The organism is Streptococcus sp. k-628, from assembly GCF_013277475.1.
Taxonomy (GTDB): domain Bacteria; phylum Bacillota; class Bacilli; order Lactobacillales; family Streptococcaceae; genus Streptococcus.
The window spans coordinates 1-23,865 of sequence record NZ_VMMZ01000053.1 but is presented as its reverse complement, the minus strand read 5'-3'; the positions used below and the strand labels follow the sequence as shown (position 1 = coordinate 23,865).

The 23,865-nt window shown below is 40.7% G+C and carries 21 protein-coding genes and 3 pseudogenes; 10 read left to right on the top strand and 14 right to left on the bottom strand.

The features are described 5' to 3' along the window. Nucleotides 1–13 precede the first annotated feature (13 nt). A complete protein-coding gene (locus HT730_RS07330; RefSeq protein WP_173307213.1) occupies nucleotides 14–859 on the bottom strand; it encodes an undecaprenyl-diphosphate phosphatase in 846 nt (281 codons plus the stop codon). Nucleotides 860–920: 61 nt separating this feature from the next. Then, nucleotides 921–2,810, bottom strand: coding sequence for a DUF2207 domain-containing protein (locus tag HT730_RS07325; protein ID WP_173307212.1), 1,890 nt, complete (start codon nucleotides 2,808–2,810; stop codon nucleotides 921–923). A 138-nt stretch (nucleotides 2,811–2,948) separates the two neighbouring features. Here HT730_RS07325 and HT730_RS07320 point away from each other — a divergent pair, with 138 nt between their 5' ends. After that, nucleotides 2,949–4,514, top strand: a complete 1,566-nt coding sequence (locus HT730_RS07320) for an ABC transporter substrate-binding protein/permease (RefSeq protein WP_173307211.1) — start codon at nucleotides 2,949–2,951, stop codon at nucleotides 4,512–4,514. Next, on the top strand, nucleotides 4,514–5,254 hold the full coding sequence (locus HT730_RS07315; RefSeq protein ID WP_000189477.1) for an amino acid ABC transporter ATP-binding protein: 741 nt from the start codon (nucleotides 4,514–4,516) through the stop codon (nucleotides 5,252–5,254). The genes HT730_RS07320 and HT730_RS07315 overlap by 1 nt, the downstream gene beginning before the upstream one ends. Nucleotides 5,255–5,360: 106 nt before the next feature. On the opposite strand, the gene HT730_RS07310 is transcribed toward HT730_RS07315, so the two are convergent. The 10 genes and pseudogenes from HT730_RS07310 to rpmB form a co-directional block, all read right to left on the bottom strand. Then, nucleotides 5,361–5,576 carry a hypothetical protein gene (locus tag HT730_RS07310; protein ID WP_001130036.1) on the bottom strand — a complete coding sequence of 72 codons (216 nt, stop codon included), beginning with the start codon at nucleotides 5,574–5,576 and terminating at the stop codon, nucleotides 5,361–5,363. A gap of 106 nt (nucleotides 5,577–5,682) precedes the next feature. Continuing rightward, nucleotides 5,683–5,796 (bottom strand): annotated as a pseudogene (locus tag HT730_RS10550) (SPFH domain-containing protein); the annotation flags it as partial. A gap of 538 nt (nucleotides 5,797–6,334) precedes the next feature. After that, nucleotides 6,335–7,585 carry a threonine ammonia-lyase IlvA gene (gene ilvA, locus HT730_RS07305; protein WP_000952975.1) on the bottom strand — a complete coding sequence of 417 codons (1,251 nt, stop codon included), beginning with the start codon at nucleotides 7,583–7,585 and terminating at the stop codon, nucleotides 6,335–6,337. A 50-nt stretch (nucleotides 7,586–7,635) separates the two neighbouring features. Continuing rightward, entirely contained in the window at nucleotides 7,636–7,992 is a 357-nt protein-coding gene (locus HT730_RS07300) for a hypothetical protein (protein WP_001027897.1), read from the bottom strand. A gap of 83 nt (nucleotides 7,993–8,075) precedes the next feature. Further along, nucleotides 8,076–9,098, bottom strand: a complete 1,023-nt coding sequence (ilvC, locus tag HT730_RS07295) for a ketol-acid reductoisomerase (protein WP_000290683.1) — start codon at nucleotides 9,096–9,098, stop codon at nucleotides 8,076–8,078. A 169-nt stretch (nucleotides 9,099–9,267) separates the two neighbouring features. After that, nucleotides 9,268–9,744: an acetolactate synthase small subunit gene (gene ilvN, locus HT730_RS07290; RefSeq protein ID WP_001253803.1), complete on the bottom strand. Its 477-nt coding sequence runs from the start codon at nucleotides 9,742–9,744 to the stop codon at nucleotides 9,268–9,270. Beyond that, a complete protein-coding gene (locus tag HT730_RS07285; protein ID WP_173307210.1) occupies nucleotides 9,737–11,437 on the bottom strand; it encodes an acetolactate synthase large subunit in 1,701 nt (566 codons plus the stop codon). Before HT730_RS07285 ends, ilvN begins: the two co-directional genes overlap by 8 nt. 199 nt (nucleotides 11,438–11,636) lie before the next feature. Beyond that, entirely contained in the window at nucleotides 11,637–13,304 is a 1,668-nt protein-coding gene (locus HT730_RS07280; RefSeq protein WP_173307209.1) for a DAK2 domain-containing protein, read from the bottom strand. Nucleotides 13,305–13,306: 2 nt separating this feature from the next. Further along, nucleotides 13,307–13,672 (bottom strand): Asp23/Gls24 family envelope stress response protein, encoded by a 366-nt coding sequence (locus tag HT730_RS07275; protein WP_050089938.1) that lies wholly within the window; start codon nucleotides 13,670–13,672, stop codon nucleotides 13,307–13,309. 154 nt (nucleotides 13,673–13,826) lie between these two features. Next, nucleotides 13,827–14,015 carry a 50S ribosomal protein L28 gene (rpmB, locus tag HT730_RS07270; RefSeq protein WP_001140948.1) on the bottom strand — a complete coding sequence of 63 codons (189 nt, stop codon included), beginning with the start codon at nucleotides 14,013–14,015 and terminating at the stop codon, nucleotides 13,827–13,829. Between the two features lie 205 nt (nucleotides 14,016–14,220). Here rpmB and HT730_RS07265 point away from each other — a divergent pair. Further along, nucleotides 14,221–14,382: pseudogene (locus HT730_RS07265) on the top strand (helix-turn-helix domain-containing protein); the annotation flags it as partial. 59 nt (nucleotides 14,383–14,441) lie between these two features. On the opposite strand, the gene HT730_RS07260 reads toward HT730_RS07265, so the two are convergent. Beyond that, nucleotides 14,442–14,780, bottom strand: coding sequence for a glycosyltransferase (locus tag HT730_RS07260; protein WP_191995739.1), 339 nt, complete (start codon nucleotides 14,778–14,780; stop codon nucleotides 14,442–14,444). Between the two features lie 745 nt (nucleotides 14,781–15,525). After that, entirely contained in the window at nucleotides 15,526–17,070 is a 1,545-nt protein-coding gene (locus tag HT730_RS07255; RefSeq protein WP_173307208.1) for a peptide chain release factor 3, read from the bottom strand. Nucleotides 17,071–17,282: 212 nt separating this feature from the next. Here HT730_RS07255 and gatC point away from each other — a divergent pair, with 212 nt between their 5' ends. The 7 genes and pseudogenes from gatC (at nucleotide 17,283) to nusB (ending at nucleotide 23,532) form a co-directional block, all read left to right on the top strand. Next, nucleotides 17,283–17,585 carry an Asp-tRNA(Asn)/Glu-tRNA(Gln) amidotransferase subunit GatC gene (gene gatC, locus HT730_RS07250; RefSeq protein WP_000705419.1) on the top strand — a complete coding sequence of 101 codons (303 nt, stop codon included), beginning with the start codon at nucleotides 17,283–17,285 and terminating at the stop codon, nucleotides 17,583–17,585. Continuing rightward, a complete protein-coding gene (gatA, locus tag HT730_RS07245; protein WP_173307207.1) occupies nucleotides 17,585–19,051 on the top strand; it encodes an Asp-tRNA(Asn)/Glu-tRNA(Gln) amidotransferase subunit GatA in 1,467 nt (488 codons plus the stop codon). The genes gatC and gatA overlap by 1 nt, the downstream gene beginning before the upstream one ends. Continuing rightward, on the top strand, nucleotides 19,051–20,493 hold the full coding sequence (gatB, locus tag HT730_RS07240; RefSeq protein ID WP_173307206.1) for an Asp-tRNA(Asn)/Glu-tRNA(Gln) amidotransferase subunit GatB: 1,443 nt from the start codon (nucleotides 19,051–19,053) through the stop codon (nucleotides 20,491–20,493). Before gatA ends, gatB begins: the two co-directional genes overlap by 1 nt. A gap of 114 nt (nucleotides 20,494–20,607) precedes the next feature. Continuing rightward, nucleotides 20,608–21,898, top strand: a pseudogene (locus HT730_RS07235) (IS4 family transposase). Between the two features lie 244 nt (nucleotides 21,899–22,142). Further along, nucleotides 22,143–22,703 carry an elongation factor P gene (gene efp, locus HT730_RS07230; RefSeq protein ID WP_000568643.1) on the top strand — a complete coding sequence of 187 codons (561 nt, stop codon included), beginning with the start codon at nucleotides 22,143–22,145 and terminating at the stop codon, nucleotides 22,701–22,703. A gap of 21 nt (nucleotides 22,704–22,724) precedes the next feature. After that, the gene (locus HT730_RS07225) at nucleotides 22,725–23,114 is read left to right on the top strand and encodes an Asp23/Gls24 family envelope stress response protein (protein WP_000510575.1); all 390 of its coding nucleotides are present in this window, start codon (nucleotides 22,725–22,727) and stop codon (nucleotides 23,112–23,114) included. Then, complete coding sequence (gene nusB / locus HT730_RS07220) at nucleotides 23,107–23,532, top strand: transcription antitermination factor NusB (RefSeq protein WP_000203634.1); 426 nt, start codon at nucleotides 23,107–23,109, stop codon at nucleotides 23,530–23,532. The genes HT730_RS07225 and nusB overlap by 8 nt, the downstream gene beginning before the upstream one ends. The last annotated feature ends 333 nt before the right edge of the window (nucleotides 23,533–23,865 follow it).

The window sequence follows — 23,865 nt, the reverse complement described above, 5'->3', positions numbered from 1 at the left end:
TCAAGGTTTTTTCTTATACAAACAGACGGACAAAACTGTAAAGTAGCAAAACACTACCAAGCACGATACGGTATTTACCGAAAAGAGTGAAGTCGTGTTTTTTCACATAGCTTGTCAAGAAACGAATAGCGATCATGCTGACTGCAAAAGCGACTCCCATCGCAACCAAGAGCAAGAACAATTGCCCAAAGCTCAAGAGCTGTCCTGCTTTTATAAATTTAAAAATCTTTAAGGCACTAGCTCCAAACATAACTGGAATTCCAAGATAGAAGGTAAATTCTGTCACAACAGAACGACTGGTTCCATTTAACAAACCACCGACAATCGTTGCACCAGAACGACTGGTCCCTGGTAAAAGAGCAAGAACTTGGAAGAGGCCGATATAGAAAGCTGTCGTGTAAGGAAGCTTGTCCAACTCTGTCACACTTGGCTCGATAGCACGCGCTTTATTGCGCTTTTCCAAATAGATAAAGGCAATCCCATAGATAATCAACATAAGAGCAACAGAGACCATGTTATGGAAGTGGGTGTCAAACCAATCATCAAATTTAAAGACGCCAAGTAAAGGCAAGGTCGCAATCAAGACCTTCAACCATAGTCTCCAAGTCTTACGAACTTCCTGCTTATCCTTAGTCTGTTTGAATGGATTGAGCTTGTTAAAGTAAATGACCATAACCGCTAAAATAGCACCAAGCTGAATCACGACATTAAACATAGACATAAAGGCTTCATTTTGATTTTGGTATTGGATAAACTCCTCTGCTAAAATCAAGTGCCCTGTACTGGAAATCGGCAACCATTCCGTAATTCCTTCAACAATTCCGAAGAAGATAGATTTTAAAATTTCAATAAGATACATAGATTACTCCTTTTTTCTATCTTCCATTATAGCATACTTTTTCAGTCTATGGCAGTTCTCTTTAAAAGGCGCCGATACTACCGCCACCTCCGCCTCCAGAGAAGCCACCGCCAGAACTTCCACTTCCAGAAGATACAGAGTAGGTACTTGCTGTATTTGCGACACTGGCATAATGGCTCATTTGCGCGCTTGAATGATAAAACATACTGTGCCAGCCATAAGCTACATAAAGATTGATATCTGGATTTCCCACTTTAATCTGATGAACCTTCATCAAATGGCTGACCTTGTCCGCATAGCCAAATAAGGTCGCATAGACCAAGAGGCGATTCCAGACCACAATACTTTCCAATTCAGCCTGATCCAATCGTGCAATCTCACGCAACATATTTTCAAAACTGGTCCAGAGATAGTAGACTTCTGCTCCTGCTTCATTTAGAACGCCATCACGATTATTTAGTCGAAGCTTCCAATAATAGAAAACAGCCAACACCAAACCTAGAAAACCAAGTATTGGCAAGAGGAGGTAAAGATAGCCATAAACATCCAAACTGTACAAGAACAAACCAAATCCGATAAATAGGGGCAAGATAGTCAAGACCCCCATACCCACTTGCAAGGCCTTTTCCCCACCAGTTAAAGGACGATAATAATCTGGAAGCCCCCAGAAGGAAACTCGACTTCTCACTCCTTCTTGCATCTGGTTCAATACTTCTTCAAAAGAAGATTTGAGCTGAAGCCCTCTTGCTTGAATCCGTTTTTCATCAGCAGCTTTAGCTCCGCGATAAAGACTATCAGATACCTTGTAATCCGCAAACAAATTGGAAAGAGCTGCTTCTTTTTTACCTGAAAAGGCCAGATTTAGACAGTCTCTCTCAAAACTGGATAAACCATCTTCTTTTACCAGCCTCAAGCCAACTGCATCTCCTTCTGAAATGATAGAGACATTCCCACGGTCTATCACATCTAGCAAGGTAGCTTGAATAAGTTGGTCAAAGGTGAATTTACCTGCTCCTTTGATTAGAGGACTCACTTCCTCCAAGGAGGTCGAGTAGACTGCTTCTGATAAAACCATAGGCTCTAATTCCATTGGTGGTTCATAGAGACGATGATTTTTAGCATATTTGACGGAAGGAGTGGTCTTTCTTCTATAAATAAAATAAAAGCAAATACTCAATAACAAGGAGATAGAAAGTATCGAAGGAAATACCCAAGTAACGAGTTGTTTACTTTGCTCTTTTTCTTTAACAATCGAGTCTTCTACCTTATTAAATTCTTCTAAACGATTTCCTTTCAAGCCCTGATCCCTAGCATTAGCAAAATCGGTCCGAGGCCAATAGGCATGCAATTCAACTCCACGCTTAGCCGGAAGATTGTCCAAACGAATAATATAATCAAGGTTACTCTTATCAATCGTTCCCTCTCTAAAGAGTTTTCCTGTATGGAAAAAGAGTTTTTCAGACCCCTTATCTCCCCTTACATGAAATTCAAACTTTCCAATAGTCCCTGAACTATCTGTTAAAGGTTGCCAATTTAATTCAGCAATGTCATCATAAAGGAAAAGCAAATTTTTTAAGTTCCATGTAAGGTCAACTTCAACTGTGTCGCCTTCTTGACCTGGATTATAAACTTTAACAGTATAACCATCTGCTCCTTCTATCACTTCGCTCGTAACATCTGTCAGTTCAGCACCATTTTTCGCGGCCTGAACCTTTGGATGAGGGTCAATGTCAAACCCACTAGGCATCTTGCCTGCACGTCCAAGTCCCACGATTTGGCCCTTAAAGTCCTCCTCAAACTGGTAAACTATCTTCTGTCTAAATTCTGCCGTATTATCTGCATGAATATACAAATCTCCTTGGTAGGAGTTTATCTTGAAATCAATGGCAAAAACAGAGAGTGGCAGAAGGCAAAACAAGCCTAGCACCAGTAAGAAAAAAGTTTTTTTCATCAACTAATCCCCCTTTTTATCTTTCTTATCATTATAGCATTTTTTCGTAAGTAAAGGCTTACTTATGTTGAAAAATTACGCATTTTTCGATAAAATAGGAGACGGTTATTTTTTAATAGATTAGAAATAGGAGAAATCATGAGAAAAATATACTTATCTATTTTCACAAGTCTCTTGCTGATGCTAGGACTTGTCAATGTTGCTCAAGCTGATGAATATTTACGCATCGGGATGGAAGCAGCATATGCTCCCTTTAACTGGACCCAGGATGATGATAGCAACGGAGCTGTCAAAATCGATGGAACCAACCAGTATGCTAACGGATACGATGTTCAAATCGCCAAGAAAATCGCTAAGGACTTAGGGAAAGAACCTTTGGTTGTTAAAACCAAGTGGGAAGGTCTAGTCCCTGCCCTTACTTCTGGTAAGATTGACATGATTATCGCAGGTATGAGTCCTACTGCTGAGCGCAAACAAGAAATTGCCTTTTCAAGCAGTTACTACACTAGCGAACCAGTTCTACTAGTCAAAAAAGATTCTGCCTACGCAAATGCTAAATCTTTAGATGACTTTAATGGTGCGAAAATCACTTCTCAACAAGGTGTTTACCTTTACGATTTGATTGCACAAATCCCAGGTGCTAAAAAAGAAACAGCCATGGGAGACTTCGCTCAAATGCGCCAAGCTCTTGAGGCTGGTGTCATCGATGCCTATGTTTCTGAACGCCCAGAAGCTCTGACTGCCGAAGCTGCGAACTCTAAGTTCAAGATGGTCCAAGTAGAACCAGGTTTCAAAACTGGGGAAGAAGATACAGCTATTGCCATTGGACTTCGTAAAAATGACAATCGTATTAGCCAAATCAATGCCAGCATTGAAACCATTTCAAAAGACGACCAGGTCGCCTTGATGGATCGTATGATCAAGGAACAACCTGCCGAAGCCACAACAACTGAAGAGACTAGCAGTAGTTTCTTTAGCCAAGTCGCTAAAATTCTTTCTGAAAACTGGCAACAACTCTTGCGTGGTGCTGGTATCACTCTTTTAATCTCTATCGTCGGAACAATTACAGGTCTCATTATTGGACTTGCCATTGGTGTCTTCCGTACTGCTCCTCTATCTGAAAATAAAGCCATTTATGGCTTACAAAAACTAGTCGGCTGGATCCTCAACGTCTACATTGAAATTTTCCGTGGTACACCAATGATTGTTCAATCGATGGTTATCTACTATGGAACTGCCCAAGCTTTCGGTATCAACCTTGACCGCACACTAGCTGCTATCTTCATCGTTTCAATCAATACCGGTGCCTACATGACTGAAATCGTTCGTGGTGGTATCCTGGCAGTTGACAAGGGACAATTTGAAGCAGCGACTGCTCTTGGTATGACTCATAACCAAACCATGCGTAAGATTGTCCTACCTCAAGTAGTCCGTAACATCCTACCAGCAACTGGTAATGAATTTGTCATCAATATCAAAGATACATCTGTATTGAACGTTATCTCTGTTGTCGAACTTTATTTCTCTGGAAATACCGTGGCAACTCAAACTTATCAATACTTCCAGACATTTACAATCATCGCCGTGATTTACTTTGTCCTCACCTTCACCGTAACACGTATCCTACGCTTCATCGAGCGCCGAATGGACATGGATACCTATACTACAGGTGCTAACCAAATGCAAACGGAGGATTTGAAATAATGACACAAGCAATCCTTGAAATTAAACACCTCAAAAAATCCTATGGCCAAAACGAAGTGCTAAAAGACATTTCACTCACTGTCCACAAGGGAGAGGTCATCTCTATCATCGGAAGCTCTGGAAGCGGGAAATCGACCTTCCTACGCTCCATTAACCTACTTGAAACGCCAACTGATGGACAAATCCTTTATCATGGACAAAACGTCCTCGAAAAAGGCTATGACCTCACGCAATACCGTGAAAAGTTAGGAATGGTTTTCCAATCCTTTAACCTCTTTGAAAATCTCAACGTGCTTGAAAACACAATTGTCGCTCAGACAACTGTTCTTAAACGCGAACGTACAGAAGCTGAAAAGATTGCCAAAGAAAATCTGGAAAAGGTCGGCATGGGAGAACGCTACTGGCAAGCGAAACCAAAACAACTCTCAGGGGGGCAAAAACAACGTGTGGCCATCGCTCGTGCCCTTTCAATGAATCCAGACGCTATTCTCTTTGATGAACCAACATCAGCTCTCGATCCAGAAATGGTTGGAGAAGTCCTCAAAATCATGCAAGATCTGGCTCAAGAAGGCTTGACTATGATTGTCGTAACCCATGAAATGGAATTTGCCCGTGATGTCTCTCACCGTGTTATCTTCATGGATAAAGGTGTGATTGCTGAAGAAGGCAAACCAGAAGACCTCTTCACCAATCCTAAAGAAGACCGTACAAAAGAGTTCCTTCAACGCTATCTCAAATAAAAAGAAAAGGCTGCATCAACCATGCAGTCTTTTTGCTGTTCAAAATGAAAAGGCAGATTCTCTATCTCTACTACTTGAGGGTCAAGAATCCGCCGTTATCCAAAGATTAATCTTCAAATTTTTCATGATTTTTTTCATAGAAATCAATTAGGCCTAGGGCTGTTTCAAATGAAATATTTTTTACTTTTGCACGACCCTGCGCCAGAGCAATGATAGACATTTCACGCGCATTCGTTTCTTTAGAGATACGGTAGCCTGTGATTTTCTTATCACGAACCCAGCCAACAACTGATTCTACTTTTTCAAAGTTTGACTTAGCCATGTTTTTCTCCTATTTTCTTCTTTACAATATTTAATTGTATACGTTTTTACTACTTTTGTCAATAAAAAAACATATATTCAACGAAAATAATTAGTTCAGAATTTTCTTACTTCCTTTTTAAAGCCGATAATATATAGGTTTTGCTAGCCTCTACACCATAAATATTTGCTAATAAAAATATTGTATTATTACCCTCTTGAGGTGCAAAATTATTCAAGCTTTTAAAAAAATGCTTCCCTATTTCCGTAAGATAGCTTATTTCTTCGATTTAATAACTGAATATGACAATCCTAACCTTTAGAAATCCAAGCATTCACTAGCTCAAAAACTCCTATCTTTCTTCCTCAAGAAATCATCTGATAGATAGCTATTCCTTATATTCTTCAAATCCATCACTCATTTGGATATTGAGGTGCTAACCTAAAACCAAACACCCGATTCTCTAAACCATCCTTAATAAAGATGACAAGACAGATAAGTTCAGTCAATTACTCATATATCCTTTTAATATGGTATGTTTGTCAATAAAAAGAAATCAAATCACATCTTAAAGACCGTGTGAGTTTACTTTTCAAAATAGATGGGAAATCAAAATGAAGGATGGAAATCTGAGCCAAACATCATAAATGCTATAATGAACAGAAGTAAGAATTGCACGATAAGCTTCCTAAAACCATAGGAATCGCCCCCTTTCTTCATCTTCATTATAGCACCTATACATCAGTTGTGCAAATAATATGATATTTTTTTATTAGTCCTCAGACAAGCATATTATAGAGCGTTTCATTACCATTTAAGTTAATATAAGCTGGATCAAAACCTTCCATGCGACGAATCAATCCTGCATAATCATGCTTATCCGCTAAGGCGATTCCGATCAATACTGGACCTGTTCCCTTGCTAGCTCGTTTGATATACTCAAAACGTGTGATATCATCATTTGGCCCCAGGATATCATTTACAAACTCACGCAATGCTCCTGGACGCTGTGGGAAATTGACCACAAAGTAATGCTTGATACCATCATAAATCAAGGCACGTTCTTCCATTTCTGGCATACGGTTGATATCATTATTTCCTCCAGAAATGATACAACAAATGGTTTTCCCCTTGATATATTCAGCTAAAACTTCTAAAGAAGCAATACTAGCCGCTCCAGCAGGTTCTGCGACAATCCCTTGCTTAGAGTAAAGGTCAATCAAGGTTTCAGAAATCAATCCCTCATCGACACCTACCAAAGTTTGAACATGTTGACGAGTTGCCTCATAGGTCAACTGTCCTACCTTTTGCACAGCAATCCCATCAGCAAATTTATCAATTTCCTTGAGTTTGACTGGACCACCAGCTTCAAAAGCAGCCTTCATAGAACGCGCTCCATTAGCCTCTACTCCGATAACCTCGATCTCTGGACTTGTTTCCTTAATATAAGTAGAAACCCCAGCAATGAGACCACCACCTCCAACAGGAACTAAGACAGCATCAAAATCAATCGATTCTTTTCGAGCTTCTTCTAAAATCTCATAAGCAACAGTCCCTTGGCCTGCTTGGACATGAGCATCATCAAAGGGATCAATAAAGGTACGATTTTCAGAAACTGTAAATTCTTGAGCTGCTTTAGCTGAGGCATCAAAGGTATCTCCAACTAGTTTAATGGTTACGAAATCCCCACCAAAAAAGCGAACTTGACCAATCTTTTGTTGCGGAGTAGTAATGGGCATAAAAATAGTAGCAGGAATTTTCATTTCATTACAGGTATAGGCTACTCCCTGCGCATGATTTCCCGCAGAGGCACAGACTACCCCACGCTCACGCTCTTCCTTGCTGAGTTGGGAAATGGCATAATAGGCACCACGAATTTTAAAGGAACGAACACGTTGGGCATTTTCCTTTTTCAAATAAATCTTAGCACCATACTTCTCCGATAAATAATGGTCATAATCAAGCGGTGTATTCACAACCACACCGTTCAAGACCTTGTGAGCCTTGATGATATCTTTTGAACTTAACATATAAAACCTCTTTTTCTATAAAAAACAGTCACTAATGACTGTTTTTTTAGTTATTCATCTCCAAAAACTTCAGCAACACTTTCATGATATTTATGAGCCATACGAATTGAAAACTCTTTAGGAAGTTCATAACGATTTGTAGAAATCCAATCATATAACCATTCTGCCAAACTTTCTTCACTATCATTACGATGGAAGATAAAATAGTTTAAAATTTCTTTATATTCTACATCATTCAAATCCAGCGTGTCTACAAATTGACTACGAGGAACAAAATTAGAATCTAATTTTCTTAGTTGATCTGTCAATTCTCCCAATTGTAAATCCAACTGAAAAAATAATTTTTGCAGTTGCCTATCAGTTTCATCACATCCTGTCTTGATAGAAAACAAATTGGTAATATTCATATGATTTCAACCCCTAAATAAGTACATCTAATATCCCACGAATAGCTGAAGCTAAAGTTTTCTCAAAATCCTTTGCTCTCTAATTAGTTATAGATTTTGAATGCATCATCGTCGTTTTTACCAACGAATGGCATTGCTTTACGCAATTCTGCACCAACTTTTTCAATTTCAAGGTTAGCTGCTTGTTCGCGGTAAGCAGTCAATTTTGGACGTCCAGCTTTATAGTCATTTACAAAGTCATTTGCAAATTTACCATTTTGGATATCTGCCAAGACAGCTTTCATGTTTTCTTTAACTTGTTCAGTGATTACACGTGGACCTGATACATAGTCACCGTACTCAGCAGTGTTTGAAATTGATTGACGCATTTTCTTGAATCCACCTTCGTAGATCAAGTCAACGATCAATTTCATTTCGTGAAGAACTTCAAAGTAAGCCAATTCTGGAGCGTAACCTGCTTCTGTCAAGACTTCGAAACCTGCTTCGATAAGGGCAGTCAAACCACCACAAAGTACAGCTTGTTCACCAAACAAATCTTCTTCAGTTTCTTCTTTGTATGTTGTTTCAAGAAGACCTACACGAGCTGCTCCAACACCTTTACACCAGTCCATAGCAATGTTTTTAGCATTTCCTGTTGCATCTTGATATACTGCGTAAAGAGCTGGAACACCAAATCCTTCTTCATAAGTACGGCGTACCAAGTGTCCTGGTCCTTTAGGTGCACACATAAAGACATCTACATCTGCAGGAACTTTGATAAACTCAAAGTGGATATTGAAACCATGAGCAAATCCAACGGCATTTCCAGCTTCCAAGTTTGGAGCGATTTCTGCTTCGTACAATTCTTGTTGGATTTCGTCTGGTGCCAAAATCATGATAACGTCAGCCAATTTAGTAGCTTCTGCTACTGTGTAAGTGTCAAATCCATCTTCTTTTGCTTTATCAAAAGATTTACCTGGACGTACACCGATAATGACATCGCGACCTGAATCACGCAAGTTTTGAGCATGCGCATGTCCTTGTGAACCATAACCGATAACGGCGATTTTTTTACCGTCAAGTGCTGCTACTTTAACATCTTTTTCGTATTCCATTTGAACTGCCATAGTTTTTCTCTCTTTTCTATCATTTATTGCCTTTTAGGCTGGTTTAACAAATTTAAAATATTTTTATACTCAATGAAAATCAAAGAGCAAATTAGGAAGCTAGCCGCAAGCTGTACTTGAGTACGGCAAGGCAAAGCTGACATGATTTGAATTTGATTTTCGAAGATTATTAATCACGGGTAAATCCAGTTGCACCCGTTCGAGCAATATTGCGAATACCGTATGGTCGAATGACTCGCAACAGTGCTTCGCTCTTTTCTGCATTTCCTGTCATTTGAATAGTAATCGAGCTTGGCGCTACGTCTACCACTGTTGCACGGAAAGGTTGAATAATCGCTAGAATCTCAGCTCGCTTCTCAGCTGGCGCTGACATCTTAACCAAAATTACCTCGCGCTCCAAATGAGGCTTGTCTGTAATATCACGAATGCGAATCACATCAATCTGACGATTAAGTTGCTTGATGATTTGCTCCACTTCATCATGTGAAGCTACATCAATAATAATAGTGATACGCGATACATTCGGATCTTCTGTCGCTCCAACAGAGATGCTTTCGATATTAACCTGACGACGAGATAGGACACCTGTAAAGCGATTGAGGACTCCTGAACGATTTTGTAGTTTGGCTGTTAACATTCTACGCATGGAACTTCACCCCCAACATCTCATGATTACTCTTACCAGCTGGTACCATTGGTAACACCTGTTCCTTACGAGAAATATCTACCTCGATTAGCATGGGAACATCCTCAGTGATCACTTCAAGATCTTGAGCCAAGGTCTCAGGATTGTCAAACTTATAGTTTTTAATACCGTAAGCTTGTGCCATCAATTGGAAATCTGGAAGGGTATCAAAGACTGACTCAGATGTTCTACCTTCATAGAAGGATTCCTGCCACTGGCGAACCATTCCAAGTGAGTGGTTGTTCAGCATAACCACCTTGATTGGCACCTTGTAAATGTTCAAAATAGCCAATTCCTGGTTAGTCATTTGGAAACCGCCATCCCCAACAAACAAGACTACTTCCTTATCTGGGTTGGCAATTTTGGCACCAATTGCTGCTGGAATTCCAAATCCCATGGTTCCTAAACCACCTGAAGTCACTAACTGACGTTCATTTTGGTAAGGATAATACTGGGCTGTCCACATTTGGTGTTGACCAACGTCTGTTACCACAATGGCATCTCCATTCGTCAATTCACCAATTCGTTCAATAACGGCTTGCGGTTGAACCACACGCTCTTTCTTGTCATAAGAACGAACACGGTTCTTGTCTTTAGTGACTTTTTCAATCCACTTTTCAGTATTGTTGTGAACTGTCGGTTCAGACAGCAACATTTGCAAGGCTTTCTTAGCATCTCCAACTACTGGAATATCCGCACTGATAATCTTTCCGATCTCGGCTGGGTCAATATCAATGTGGGCAACCTTAGCATTCTTAGCGAAGGTCTTAGGATTTCCTGTCAAGCGGTCATCGAAACGGCAACCAATACTAATCATAAAGTCCGCTTCTGTCATGGCAATATTAGCTGCGAATGACCCGTGCATGCCTCCCATTCCAAGAAAGAGTGGGTGACTCGTTGCAATCGTTCCTTGTCCCAAAAGACTGGTTACCACTGGAATTTGATAGCGTTCTGCAAATTCATTTAATTCTGCCGCAGCCTCAGCATAACTAATTCCACCACCAGTCAGCAAGACTGGCTTTTTAGCCTTGGATAATTGCTTCAAAATTTTCTTGATTTGCATATCATTCGGCTCAAGAGTCGGTTGATAACTTGGTAGGTTCACTTCTGGTGAATAAATGAAGTCTGTTTCTAAAGCAGATACGTCTTTAGGTAGGTCAATTACAACTGGCCCTGGTCGACCTGTAGTTGCGATATGAACAGCTTCCGTAATGATACGAGGAATATCAGCTGTCTCACGAACTTGGTAATTGTACTTAGTGATTGGCATGGTAATTCCCACGATGTCTGCCTCCTGAAAGGCATCCTTCCCAATACCTGCTCGCGCCACCTGACCTGTAAAGACCAAAAGGGGAACACTATCGCTCATGGCATCCGCAATCCCTGTAATGGCATTTGTTGCTCCCGGTCCGCTAGTGACGACGGCAACACCCAACTTTCCAGTTGATTTGGCATAACCTTCAGCTTCATGCAGACAACCTTGCTCATGGCGTCCTAGAATGTGGCGAATGCCTTTAAAATTATATATCGCATCATAAAAAGGCAAGACAGCACCACCAGGATAACCAAAGATGGTATCAATTCCTAAATCACGAAGTGTTTCCAAAACTAGCTCCGACCCCGTCTTAGGAGATTCTAAACTGATTTTCTCCATTGTTCCCCTTTCTTTCCTCTTAAAAATAACTTGTTACTATCATACCATTTTTTCAAGATTTTTCAAGAGAAAAGAAGAAATTTTCTGAATTTTCTATTTTAACGTTTATTTATGAATATTATTTTTGTTTTTATTTAAAAGATACCGATTTCATTATTTAAAAAGAAAAAAGAACTGATTTCTCAGTCCTTCATTAATCTTATTCCACACTAAATAGGTATGGGTAAACAGGTTGTTGACCTTGGTGAATCTCGACTTCAACGTCTTCGAATTCTTCTGCGATTTCTTGAGCAATTTCATTGGCAAGTTCTTCGCTTCCATCTTCACCGACATAAAAGGTTACGATTTCACTATCTTCATCCAACATATGTTTCAAGGTTTCTGTCAAGGTTTGGTGCATGTCAGGGTTTGACACGAGGATTTTCCCATCCACCATACCTAGATTATCGTTTTCATGGATTTCTAAGCCATCAATGGTTGTATCACGCACAGCTGTTGTGACGCTTCCACTAACGACATCGCTAAGAGCTGCAGTCATACGCTCTTGGTTTTCTTCGATGGACTTGCTTGGATCAAAGGCAAGAAGACTTGTCAAACCTTGAGGAAGAGTACGAGCTTCCACCACTACTGCTGGTTGCTCCAAAACTTCTGCTGCAGATTGAGCCGCCATAAAGATATTTTTGTTGTTTGGCAGGAAGATGATGTTACGGGCATTGACCTGTTCAACAGCCTTGATAAAGTCTTCTGTTGAAGGGTTCATAGTTTGACCGCCTTCGATAACATAATCCACACCTTGAGAACGGAAGATATCTGCTAGGCCTTTACCAGCCACCACAGCAATCAAAGCATACTCTTTTTCTTCAGCAGGCTTGCTAACTTGAGTAGCTTCTTTCTCAACCTGTGCTTCGTGTTGGTTGCGCATATTGTCAACTTTTACCTTGACCAAGCTACCATATTTGAGTCCTTCTTGCATAACAAGTCCTGGATCTTCTGTATGGACATGGACTTTGACAATTTCATCATCATTGACAACAAGGAGAGAATCCCCAAGTTCATTCAAGTAGTTACGGAACTCGTCGTAATCAAAATCTTTGGCATAGGTTGGACCTTGCTTAAGAGCTACCATGATTTCAGTACAGTAACCAAAGGTAATGTCCTCAGTCGCTACGTGACCAGCTACAGACTTGTGGTGCTCCGCATTGATCATCTCACTCATGTTGGCAGGAGTGGCTACAAAGTCCTCAGATGCAATATATTCGCCAGTAAGGGCTGAAAGGAAACCTTCGTAGATGAAGACCAACCCTTGACCACCTGAGTCCACAACGCCAACTTCCTTCAAGACTGGAAGCATGTCTGGCGTTTTAGCTAGAGCTGTTTTAGCACCTTCTAAAGCTGCACGCATGACTTCAACAGCGTCATCTGTTTGCTCAGCTTTTTTCTTAGCACCGATAGCAGCACCACGAGAAACTGTCAAAATCGTTCCTTCAACTGGCTTCATCACTGCCTTATAGGCAACTTCCACACCTGATTGGAAGGCAAGGGCCAAGTCTTGACCTGTTAACTCGTCTTTATCCTTGATAGCTTGTGAAAATCCACGGAAAAGCTGAGATGTAATAACTCCTGAGTTCCCACGCGCACCCATCAAAAGACCTTTGGCAAGAATGCTCGCTACCTCGCCAACTGTAGAAGCTGGCTTGTCTGCAACTTCTTTGGCTCCATTTTCAATGGTCATCCCCATATTTGTCCCAGTATCTCCATCTGGAACTGGAAAGACGTTTAATGAATTGACATATTCAGCTTGCTTATTCAAGCGAGTTGATGCAGCCTGCACCATTTCTTGAAATAAGCTAGTAGTTATTTTTGACACGGTTATTCTCCTACAACTTTGATATTTTGAATGTAGACATTTACAGTCTGAGCAGTAATTCCAAGCTGGTTTTCCAAGCTAAAGGCAACACGCTCTTGAATGTTTTTTGACACTTCACTAATCTTTGTTCCGTAGCTCAACACGGTATACACATCAACTGCAATGCTGCCATCTTCGGCTGCCTTTACGACGACACCTTTGGAATAATTTTCCTTACCTAGAAGGGCTTGAAAATTATCTTTGAGGGCATTTTTACTAGCCATACCGACCACACCAAAAATCTCAGTTGTTGCACCGCCTACGACAGTTGCAATCACTTCATCTGTTAGTTCGATTTGACCATCTTTTGTATTAATTTTTACAGTCATCCTTTTTACCTCAACTAGTTGATACTCTATTTTATCATATTTCAGCCCAAGTGTAAAAGCAGAATACTGTATCAGCGGATATTTACTCTGCTTTTAAAATGATTTTTTCGCTATGACAAAAGAAAAAGACCCTGAGGTCTCCTTACTTTTATTATTAAACGCGTTCAACTTTACCTGATTTCAAAGCACGAGCTGAAGCCCAAACTTTTTTAGGTTTACCATCGATAAGAACAGTAACTTTTTGAAGGTTTGGTTTTACGGCACGTTTTGTTTGGTTCATCGCGTGTGAACGGTTGTTTCCTGATACAGTCTTACGACCTGTAAAGTAACATACTTTAGCCATTTGTGTTTTCCTCCTATTAGATCTAATATAGCGGATGTGCTAGCACCACATACCGTACTATGTTATCACACTTTCTTCATTTTTGCAAGGGAATTAGAAGATTTTTTTATTTATTTGTGATTCGAATGTGATAATGTCTTTAGTAAATCGAACGTGAAAATATCCCATTTGGTAGAATAGTCATACGAAAAGGATCCAGCTAAATATGAATGAAATGAAAAAATATCTTGTGATAAAAGCTATTGCCCAAGGAAAGAAAACAAAGAAACGGGTTTGTGTCGAACTCAATCTTTCTGAAAGACAAATCAATCGTCTGCTACTAGCCTATCAACAGAAAGGAAAAGAAGCCTTCAGACACGGAAACAGAGAATTGGAAGATTTTTTATTTGTGTCTTAAATCAGATCTTACGTTACATTTTCTGCTCTTCACATGTCATTGTTGATTAACAAAAAAACAGCATTGAAAATAGGTGTATAAAAATCATCTCTAACTGCTACTAAGGAGATGCCTGTCAAGTCTAAGTACCACAGCTCTTCTATCGGTTTTCTTACGATAATATCCGAGTCTAAATACAGTACACGAACCTCACTTACATACTTAGGGACAAAATACCTAAATAAGGTAGCGTAAGAAAGTCCCTCAAAGGGTAAACGATAATCTTTCAGAATACTACTGTCAATCGGAAGATCATCATTAAAAATATAAAACCTCCGATTATCATAATGAACACACAGGGATTTTATTGTTGTTTCAACTTTATTCATACTGAGCATTACCTGCGCCTAAGACAATCGCTTTTTTCTCTTCTTTCACTCTTTATCTCATTTCTTTTTATTCCCATCATACGTTTCTACTTAACCATTATTTTCGCCCATTCGTTCGTAAAACTATACCAGTGGAGATTTTAGATGAAGTCCCATTACGATTTATAATTTTTACATTAACACGGGGCTTGGCAAATCGATTTCATTTGCCAAACGTAGTTAGTAAGGCAGGTAGCTAGGCTACCTACTTTCTGCTACAACGGAAAAATCCACGAATCAATATCATTCGTGGATTTTTCCTAGTGAAGCGTTTAGGTAAGGCTATTTTTTACACCATGACACAGAGCTTGGCAAATCGATTCTAGTTGCCAAACATAGTTAGTGAGGCAGGTAGCTAGACCGCTCACTACCAGTTACGACGTGAAGTTTTACGAATCGATATTATTCGAAAAACTTTACTAGTGGAGCGCCTAGCCAAGTTCCATAGAAACTTGGCGTTAGTTACTTAGATTGTTACACAATCAAATAAATTTACTGAACTACGACACTGAGTTTTACAAATCAATTCCATTTGTAAAACTCAGTTAGCGAGGCAGTTAGCTAGGCTACCTACTTTCTGCTACGACGGAAAAGTCCACGAATCGATACCATTCGTGGATTTTTCCTAGTGAAGCGTTTAGGTAAGCCGCCATAGCGGTTACCGTCAAATGACAGCAACTTTATGTTGCTAGTCATTTGTAACGATTTACATCTTCTCTTCCAACTCTACGTCTGGATACTTGTCCGCAAACCAGCGAAGGGCAAAGCCATTTTCAAAGAGGAAGACTGGTTGGTCAAAACGGTCTTTAGCCAAGATATTGCGGCTTGACGACATGCGTTCATCCAAGTCTTCAGGCTTGATCCAACGAACGGTCTTTTTACCCATTGGGCTCATGACCACTTCCGCATTGTACTCACCTTCCATACGGTGTTTAAAGACTTCAAACTGGAGTTGACCAACAGCACCCAGCATATACTCGCCTGTTTGGTAATTCTTATAAAGCTGAATGGCTCCTTCTTGTACCAATTGCTCAATCCCCTTGTGGAAGGATTTTTGCTTCATGACATTCTTGGCAGAAACTTTCATGAAAATTTCAGGGGTAAAGGTTGGCAGTGGTTCAAACTCAAACTTATTTTTTCCAACTGTTAAAGTGTCCCCAACCTGATAAGTACCGGTATCGTAAACCCCGATAATATCACCTGCCACGGCATTGGTCACATTCTCACGACTTTCCGCCATAAACTGAGTGACATTCGACAGTTTAGCCCCCTTACCAGTACGAGGCAGATTAACACTCATACCGCGCTCAAATTCACCTGATACGATACGGACAAAGGCAATACGGTCACGGTGACGAGGGTCCATGTTGGCTTGGATTTTAAAGACAAATCCTGAGAAATCCTTGTCGTGAGGATCCACAATTTCGCCATCTGTTTTCTTGTGTCCATGTGGTTCTGGAGCAAACTTAAGGAAAGTCTCAAGGAAGGTCTGAACACCAAAGTTTGTCAGGGCTGAACCGAAGAAGACAGGTGTCAATTCTCCAGCAAGGATAGCTTCCTCTGAAAACTCATTTCCAGCTTCATTTAAAAGCTCAATATCATCCTTGACTTGCTCGTAGAAAGGATTGCTACCAAAAAGCTTGTCCCCATCTTCTAAACTTGCAAAACGCTCATCCCCTTTATATAGCTCCAAACGTTGATTATAAAGGTCATACAAGCCTTCAAAGGCTTTCCCCATCCCGATCGGCCAGTTCATCGGGTAGCTAGCAATTCCCAAGACTTCTTCCAATTCTTGCAAGAGGTCCAGTGGCTCACGTCCGTCACGGTCCAACTTGTTCATAAAGGTAAAGATTGGAATACCACGATGTTTCACAACCTCAAATAATTTCTTGGTTTGAGCCTCGATACCCTTGGCAGAGTCCACGACCATGACCGCAGCATCCACCGCCATCAAGGTACGATAGGTATCTTCTGAGAAGTCCTCGTGCCCTGGTGTGTCGAGGATATTGACGCGCTTGCCATCGTAGTCAAACTGCATCACAGATGAAGTAACGGAAATCCCACGTTGCTTCTCAATATCCATCCAGTCAGACTTGGCAAAAGTCCCTGTTTTCTTCCCTTTTACAGTACCAGCCTCACGAATCTCGCCCCCAAAGTAGAGCAACTGCTCAGTAATAGTAGTTTTCCCCGCATCCGGGTGGGAGATGATAGCAAAGGTACGACGTTTCTTAATTTCTTCTTGAATATTCATAAGTTCTCTTTCTTTGATTCTCTATTTTTCTTGTTTCAATAGCTAAGAATGATTTCTACATTGGATTTTACCATTCCTTTCAACACTCCATTATATCGGATTTTAGCATTTTTTTCAATTTCTATTTCTTTTCACTTCCCCTTCCCTTATTTATAGGAAAATATGGTAAAATAGAACAGACTAAAAATCATCATTTCACGAAAGGATGCAAGATGAAAATTACGCAAGAAGAGGTAACACACGTTGCCAATCTTTCAAAATTAAGATTCTCTGAAGAAGAAACTGCCGCCTTTGCGACTACCTTGTCTAAGATTGTTGACATGGTTGAGTTGCTAGGCGAAGTCGACACAACTGGTGTTGCACCTACTACAACTATGGCTGACCGCAAGACTGTACTCCGCCCTGATGTGGCTGAAGAAGGAACAGACCGTGATCGCTTGTTTAAAAACGTACCTGAAAAAGACAACTACTATATCAAGGTACCAGCTATCCTAGACGATGGAGGAGATGCCTAATGACTTTCAACAATAAAACCATTGAAGACTTGCACAATCTCCTTGTTTCTAAGGAAGTTTCTGCAACAGAATTAACCCAAGCCACGCTTGAAGATATCAAGTCTCGCGAGACAGCTATCAACGCTTTTGTCACCATCGCTGAGGAGCAGGCTCTTGCTCAAGCCAAAGCTATTGACCAAGCTGGAATTGATGCTGATAATGTCCTTTCAGGAATTCCATTGGCTGTTAAGGACAATATCTCTACTGACGGTATTCTCACAACTGCAGCCTCAAAAATGCTCTACAACTATGAGCCAATCTTTGATGCGACAGCCGTTTCCAATGCAAAAACCAAGGGCATGATTGTCGTAGGGAAAACCAACATGGACGAATTTGCCATGGGGGGGTCAGGTGAAACTTCTCACTACGGTGCCACTAAAAATGCTTGGGACCACAGCAAGGTTCCTGGTGGATCATCAAGTGGTTCTGCTGCAGCTGTAGCCTCAGGACAAGTCCGCTTGTCACTTGGTTCTGATACGGGTGGTTCTATCCGCCAACCAGCTGCCTTCAACGGGATCGTTGGTCTCAAACCAACCTACGGAACAGTTTCTCGTTTCGGCCTCATTGCCTTTGGTAGTTCATTAGACCAAATCGGACCTTTCGCACCAACTGTTAAGGAAAATGCTCTCTTGCTCAACGCTATTACTAGCGAAGATGCCAAAGACTCTACTTCTGCTCCTGTCCGCATCGCCGACTTTACTTCAAAAATCGGCCAAGACATCAAAGGCATGAAAATCGCTTTGCCTAAAGAATACCTCGGTGAAGGGATTGACCCAGAGGTTAAGGAAACCATTCTTAATGCAGCCAAACACTTTGAAAAACTTGGTGCTATCGTCGAAGAAGTCAGCCTTCCTCACTCTAAATACGGAGTTGCAGTTTACTACATCATCGCTTCATCTGAAGCTTCATCAAACTTGCAACGTTTTGACGGTATCCGTTACGGCTACCGCGCAGAAGATGCAACCAACCTTGATGAAATCTATGTAAACAGCCGTAGCCAAGGTTTTGGTGAAGAAGTGAAACGTCGTATCATGCTAGGTACATTCAGTCTTTCATCAGGTTACTACGATGCTTACTACAAGAAAGCTGGTCAGGTCCGTACCCTTATCATCCAAGATTTCGAACAAGTCTTCGCGGATTATGACTTGATTTTGGGACCAACTGCTCCAAGTGTTGCCTATGACTTGGATTCACTCAACCACGACCCCGTTGCCATGTACTTGGCTGACCTCTTGACCATCCCAGTCAACTTAGCTGGTCTACCAGGAATTTCGATTCCAGCTGGATTCTCTCAAGGTCTACCAGTCGGTCTGCAATTGATTGGTCCTAAGTACTCTGAGGAAACCATTTACCAAGCTGCTGCTGCTTTTGAGGCGACAACAGACTACCACAAACAACAACCCGTGATTTTTGGAGGTGACAACTAATGAACTTTGAAACAGTCATTGGACTTGAAGTCCACGTAGAGCTCAACACCAATTCAAAAATCTTCTCACCTACTTCTGCCCACTTTGGAAATGACCAAAATGCCAACACCAACGTGATTGACTGGTCTTTCCCAGGAGTTCTGCCAGTTCTCAATAAAGGTGTTGTTGATGCCGGTATCAAGGCTGCCCTTGCCATCAACATGGACATCCACAAAAAGATGCACTTTGACCGCAAGAACTACTTCTATCCTGATAATCCTAAAGCCTACCAAATTTCTCAGTTTGATGAGCCAATCGGTTACAATGGATGGATTGAAGTGGAGCTAGAAGATGGTACAACTAAGAAAATCGGTATCGAACGTGCACACCTAGAGGAAGACGCTGGTAAAAACACCCACGGTACAGATGGCTACTCTTATGTTGACCTCAACCGCCAAGGGGTGCCTTTGATTGAGATTGTATCTGAAGCTGACATGCGCTCGCCAGAAGAAGCCTATGCTTATCTGACGGCCCTCAAGGAAGTCATCCAGTACGCTGGCATTTCTGACGTTAAGATGGAAGAAGGTTCTATGCGTGTGGATGCTAATATTTCTCTTCGTCCTTATGGTCAAGAAAAATTCGGTACCAAGACTGAGTTGAAGAACCTTAACTCCTTCTCAAATGTTCGCAAGGGTCTTGAATACGAAGTCCAACGTCAAGCCGAAATCCTTCGCTCAGGTGGTCAAATTCGCCAAGAAACCCGCCGTTACGATGAAGCTAACAAAGCAACCATCCTCATGCGTGTCAAGGAAGGCGCTGCTGACTACCGCTACTTCCCAGAACCAGACCTACCGCTCTTTGAAATCTCAGACGAGTGGATTGAGGAAATGCGTACTGAATTGCCAGAGTTTCCAAAGAAACGCCGTGCACGTTATGTATCTGACCTTGGCTTGTCAGACTACGATGCTAGCCAGTTGACTGCAAATAAAGTCACTTCTGATTTCTTTGAAAAAGCTGTTGCCCTCGGTGGCGATGCCAAACAAGTCTCTAACTGGCTCCAAGGAGAAGTTGCTCAGTTCTTGAATGCCGAAGGCAAGACACTAGAACAAATCAAATTGACACCAGAAAACTTGGTTGAAATGATTGCCATCATCGAAGACGGCACGATCTCTTCTAAGATTGCCAAGAAAGTCTTTGTCCACCTGGCTAAAAATGGTGGTGGCGCTCGTGAATACGTGGAAAAAGCAGGCATGGTCCAAATCTCAGATCCAGCTGTCTTGATTCCAATTATCCACCAAGTCTTTGCCGATAACGAAGCTGCCGTTGCCGACTTCAAGTCAGGCAAACGCAACGCAGACAAGGCCTTCACAGGCTTCCTTATGAAAGCAACCAAAGGCCAAGCCAACCCACAAGTCGCCCTTAAGCTTCTTGCCCAGGAATTGGCGAAGTTGAAAGAAGAGTAATATGTAAAAGAAACCAGCCCTGAGGTCAATGTCATTAAGTTAAGAAATTCAAATACAATTCTGTATTTGGGTTTCTTTTTTATGTGATAAACTATAATTAAGGAGGTATTTCCCATGATAAAACAGATAAAAGCCCACTTGGATAAGAGCATTCAGAGTATCATTGGTCAAAAAGTTGAGTTCGTCAAACAAGATGAACAGGCCTTTACTCGTAAAAGAAGTTTATCACTAGAAACTATGATTCGTACCATTCTGGGAATGGGAGGGAAATCACTGTCAAAAGAATTACTAGATGCCAGACTGACAGTTTCAAATTCAGCCTTTGTTCAAAGACGCTATCAGATAAAACCTGAGGCTTTCTATGCCCTATTTAAAGAATTTACAGAACCTATTCCACTTAATACTGATTTTCCAATATTCGCTGCAGATGGGAGCGATATCTGTATTCCTCGAAATCCCTTGGATACAGAAACCTTTATCCAAACCAAAAAGGATGTTAAATCCTATAATCTCATACACATAAATGCCCTATACGACTTGACGACTGGAGTGTATAGAGATGTTTCTATTCAAGACAAACATACGCAACATGAGCGCTTAGCTCTGATTCAGATGATGGAGGCTTCTCCCTTTCGAGAAAGCTCTTGTTATCATGGATAGAGGCTATGAAAGTTACAATCTCATGGCTCATTTTCAAGAAAAAGGTTGGCTTTATATCATCCGTATTCGAGACGGAAAACAATCCATGCATTCCTCCTTCAACTTGCCAAATACAGAGTGTTTTGATCAAACATTTTCTCTAGTATTATCACGAAAGCAAACCAATCAGCTCAAAAAACTTTATCGTGATTTCCCCAATGACTATCATTTTATTCCACACAATTCTACTTTTGATTTTCTTCCAGAAACAAGTCAAAAACAGGTTCCTGTAGCACTCTATGAGCTTCCTTTTCGTATGGTGCGTTTAGAAGTGGAAGAAGGAAAATACGAAACTTTAGTGACAAATACAGACTATTCAGTCCAAGAATTAAAAAATCTCTACGCCAGTAGATGGGGCATAGAGACTAGTTTTCGTGACCTGAAATACAGTGTTGGCTTGGTCAATTTTCATGCAAAAAAGAAGGAAGGGATTCTCCAAGAAATCTTTGCTCGTTTTACAAATTTTAACTTTTGTCGTTGGGTAACCTCGCAAATTGCCATCAACAGTAGTCACAAAAATCAAAGATATAAAGTGTGTTTCTCAGATGCGGCTTATGCCTGCCGTTTATTTTTAAACGGTTCCCTTTCTTCCCTCCAGTTGAAAAACTACCTCAAGAAACAGTTATCTATTATTCGATCGAATCGAAAATATCCAAGAAAGATAAAGGCTCAATCGGTAGTTGATTTCATCTATAGAGTAACATAAATCTCAAAAAATAGGATGAAAAAACCTTTATTTGTCATGCAAAAAAACAGAAGATGCGATAGAAAATCACTTCGATGACCTCAATCGTATCTCCTATTCAAGTAGTTAGATCACTAACTTAATGACATTGGCCCTGAGGTTGGTTTTTTTCTCCCTACCAAATCCCATTAACTATTTTGGCTTTATTTCCAGAAGATTTTATGGTAAAATGAAGAGTAATAATATTTATTAAAGAGGTAAAAACATGATTGAAGCAAGCAAATTGAAAGCTGGTATGACATTTGAAACTGCAGACGGAAAATTGATCCGCGTTTTGGAAGCTAGCCACCACAAACCAGGTAAAGGGAACACAATCATGCGTATGAAATTGCGTGATGTCCGTACTGGTTCTACATTTGATACAAGCTACCGTCCAGAAGAAAAATTCGAACAAGCTATTATCGAGACTGTTCCAGCTCAATACTTGTACAAAATGGATGAAACTGCCTACTTCATGAACACTGAAACTTACGACCAATACGAAATTCCAGTCGTAAACGTTGAAAATGAATTGCTTTACATCCTTGAAAACTCTGATGTGAAAATCCAATTCTACGGAACTGAAGTAATCGGTGTAACTGTACCAACTACTGTTGAATTGACAGTTGCTGAAACACAACCATCTATCAAAGGTGCTACTGTTACAGGTTCTGGTAAACCAGCGACTATGGAAACTGGACTTGTTGTCAACGTTCCAGACTTTATCGAAGCTGGACAAAAATTGATCATCAACACTGCAGAAGGAACTTACGTTTCTCGTGCCTAATCTCTAGAAAGAGGTCATTCTATGGGAATTGAAGAACAATTTGGCGAAATCGTTATCGCTCCACGTGTACTTGAAAAAATCATTGCCATCGCAACCGCTAAAGTTGATGGTGTCCACTCATTTTCAAACAAATCCGTATCTGATACCCTATCAAAACTCTCTCTTGGTCGTGGCGTCTACTTAAAAGAAAGCAACGAAGAGCTAACTGCTGACATCTATCTCTACCTTGAGTACGGTGTGAAAGTACCAAAAGTTGCTCTTGCTATTCAAAAAGCAGTCAAAGATGCTGTCCGTGATATGGCTGATGTGGAACTTGCTGCTGTCAACATCCATGTTGCAGGAATCGTTCCAGATAAAACACCAAAACCTGAGTTGAAAGATCTATTTAACGAGGACTTCCTCAATGACTAGTCCATTATTAGAATCTAGACGTGAACTTCGTAAATGCGCTTTTCAAGCTCTCATGAGCCTTGAATTCGGCACAGATATGGAAACAGCTTGTCACTTTGCCTACACGCATGACCGTGAAGATGCAGATGTGCAAATCCCAGCCTTTCTTCTAAACTTGGTTTCTGGTATCCAAGCTCAAAAAGAAGAGTTGGATAAACAAATCAACCAGCACCTCAAGTCAGGCTGGACAGTTGAACGCTTGACCTTGGTCGAAAAAAACTTACTACGCTTGGGTATCTTTGAAATTACATCATTTGATACACCTCAGCTGGTAGCAGTCAATGAAGCTATTGAACTTGCTAAGAATTTTTCAGATCAAAAATCAGCCCGTTTTATCAACGGACTGCTTAGTCAATTTGTGACAGAAGAAAATGAATAATCAAAAAGGTGTTTGGTCTTCCAAGCACCTTTTACTTCGTCCTTTATACAGAGTAATACTCTTCAAAAATCTCTTCAAACCGCGTCAACGTCGCCTTGCCGTATAGATGTTACTGACTTCGTCAGTTCTATCTGCAACCTCAAAACAGTGTTTTGAGCAGCCTGCGGCTAGTTTCCTAGTTTGCTCTTTGATTTTCATTGAGTATAAGATGTGACAACGTGAAAATCGTTAGAGTATTTTATATAGAATATACATGGGAATGGGGCTTACTCCCATTCCCATATTTAATAGAAAAAGAGGAATTCAATGCTACATTATACAAAAGAAGACTTG

Bases quoted from the DNA above. Each gene is read 5' to 3' on its own strand.
- HT730_RS07330 (WP_173307213.1), bottom strand. From the start codon at position 859: ATGTATCTTATTGAAATTTTAAAATCTATCTTCTTCGGAATTGTTGAA.
- HT730_RS07325 (WP_173307212.1), bottom strand. From the start codon at position 2,810: ATGAAAAAAACTTTTTTCTTACTGGTGCTAGGCTTGTTTTGCCTTCTG.
- HT730_RS07320 (WP_173307211.1), top strand. From the start codon at position 2,949: ATGAGAAAAATATACTTATCTATTTTCACAAGTCTCTTGCTGATGCTA.
- HT730_RS07315 (WP_000189477.1), top strand. From the start codon at position 4,514: ATGACACAAGCAATCCTTGAAATTAAACACCTCAAAAAATCCTATGGC.
- HT730_RS07310 (WP_001130036.1), bottom strand. From the start codon at position 5,576: ATGGCTAAGTCAAACTTTGAAAAAGTAGAATCAGTTGTTGGCTGGGTT.
- ilvA (WP_000952975.1), bottom strand. From the start codon at position 7,585: ATGTTAAGTTCAAAAGATATCATCAAGGCTCACAAGGTCTTGAACGGT.
- HT730_RS07300 (WP_001027897.1), bottom strand. From the start codon at position 7,992: ATGAATATTACCAATTTGTTTTCTATCAAGACAGGATGTGATGAAACT.
- ilvC (WP_000290683.1), bottom strand. From the start codon at position 9,098: ATGGCAGTTCAAATGGAATACGAAAAAGATGTTAAAGTAGCAGCACTT.
- ilvN (WP_001253803.1), bottom strand. From the start codon at position 9,744: ATGCGTAGAATGTTAACAGCCAAACTACAAAATCGTTCAGGAGTCCTC.
- HT730_RS07285 (WP_173307210.1), bottom strand. From the start codon at position 11,437: ATGGAGAAAATCAGTTTAGAATCTCCTAAGACGGGGTCGGAGCTAGTT.
- HT730_RS07275 (WP_050089938.1), bottom strand. From the start codon at position 13,672: ATGACTGTAAAAATTAATACAAAAGATGGTCAAATCGAACTAACAGAT.
- rpmB (WP_001140948.1), bottom strand. From the start codon at position 14,015: ATGGCTAAAGTATGTTACTTTACAGGTCGTAAGACTGTATCAGGAAAC.
- HT730_RS07260 (WP_191995739.1), bottom strand. From the start codon at position 14,780: ATGAATAAAGTTGAAACAACAATAAAATCCCTGTGTGTTCATTATGAT.
- HT730_RS07255 (WP_173307208.1), bottom strand. From the start codon at position 17,070: ATGAATATTCAAGAAGAAATTAAGAAACGTCGTACCTTTGCTATCATC.
- gatC (WP_000705419.1), top strand. From the start codon at position 17,283: ATGAAAATTACGCAAGAAGAGGTAACACACGTTGCCAATCTTTCAAAA.
- gatA (WP_173307207.1), top strand. From the start codon at position 17,585: ATGACTTTCAACAATAAAACCATTGAAGACTTGCACAATCTCCTTGTT.
- gatB (WP_173307206.1), top strand. From the start codon at position 19,051: ATGAACTTTGAAACAGTCATTGGACTTGAAGTCCACGTAGAGCTCAAC.
- efp (WP_000568643.1), top strand. From the start codon at position 22,143: ATGATTGAAGCAAGCAAATTGAAAGCTGGTATGACATTTGAAACTGCA.
- HT730_RS07225 (WP_000510575.1), top strand. From the start codon at position 22,725: ATGGGAATTGAAGAACAATTTGGCGAAATCGTTATCGCTCCACGTGTA.
- nusB (WP_000203634.1), top strand. From the start codon at position 23,107: ATGACTAGTCCATTATTAGAATCTAGACGTGAACTTCGTAAATGCGCT.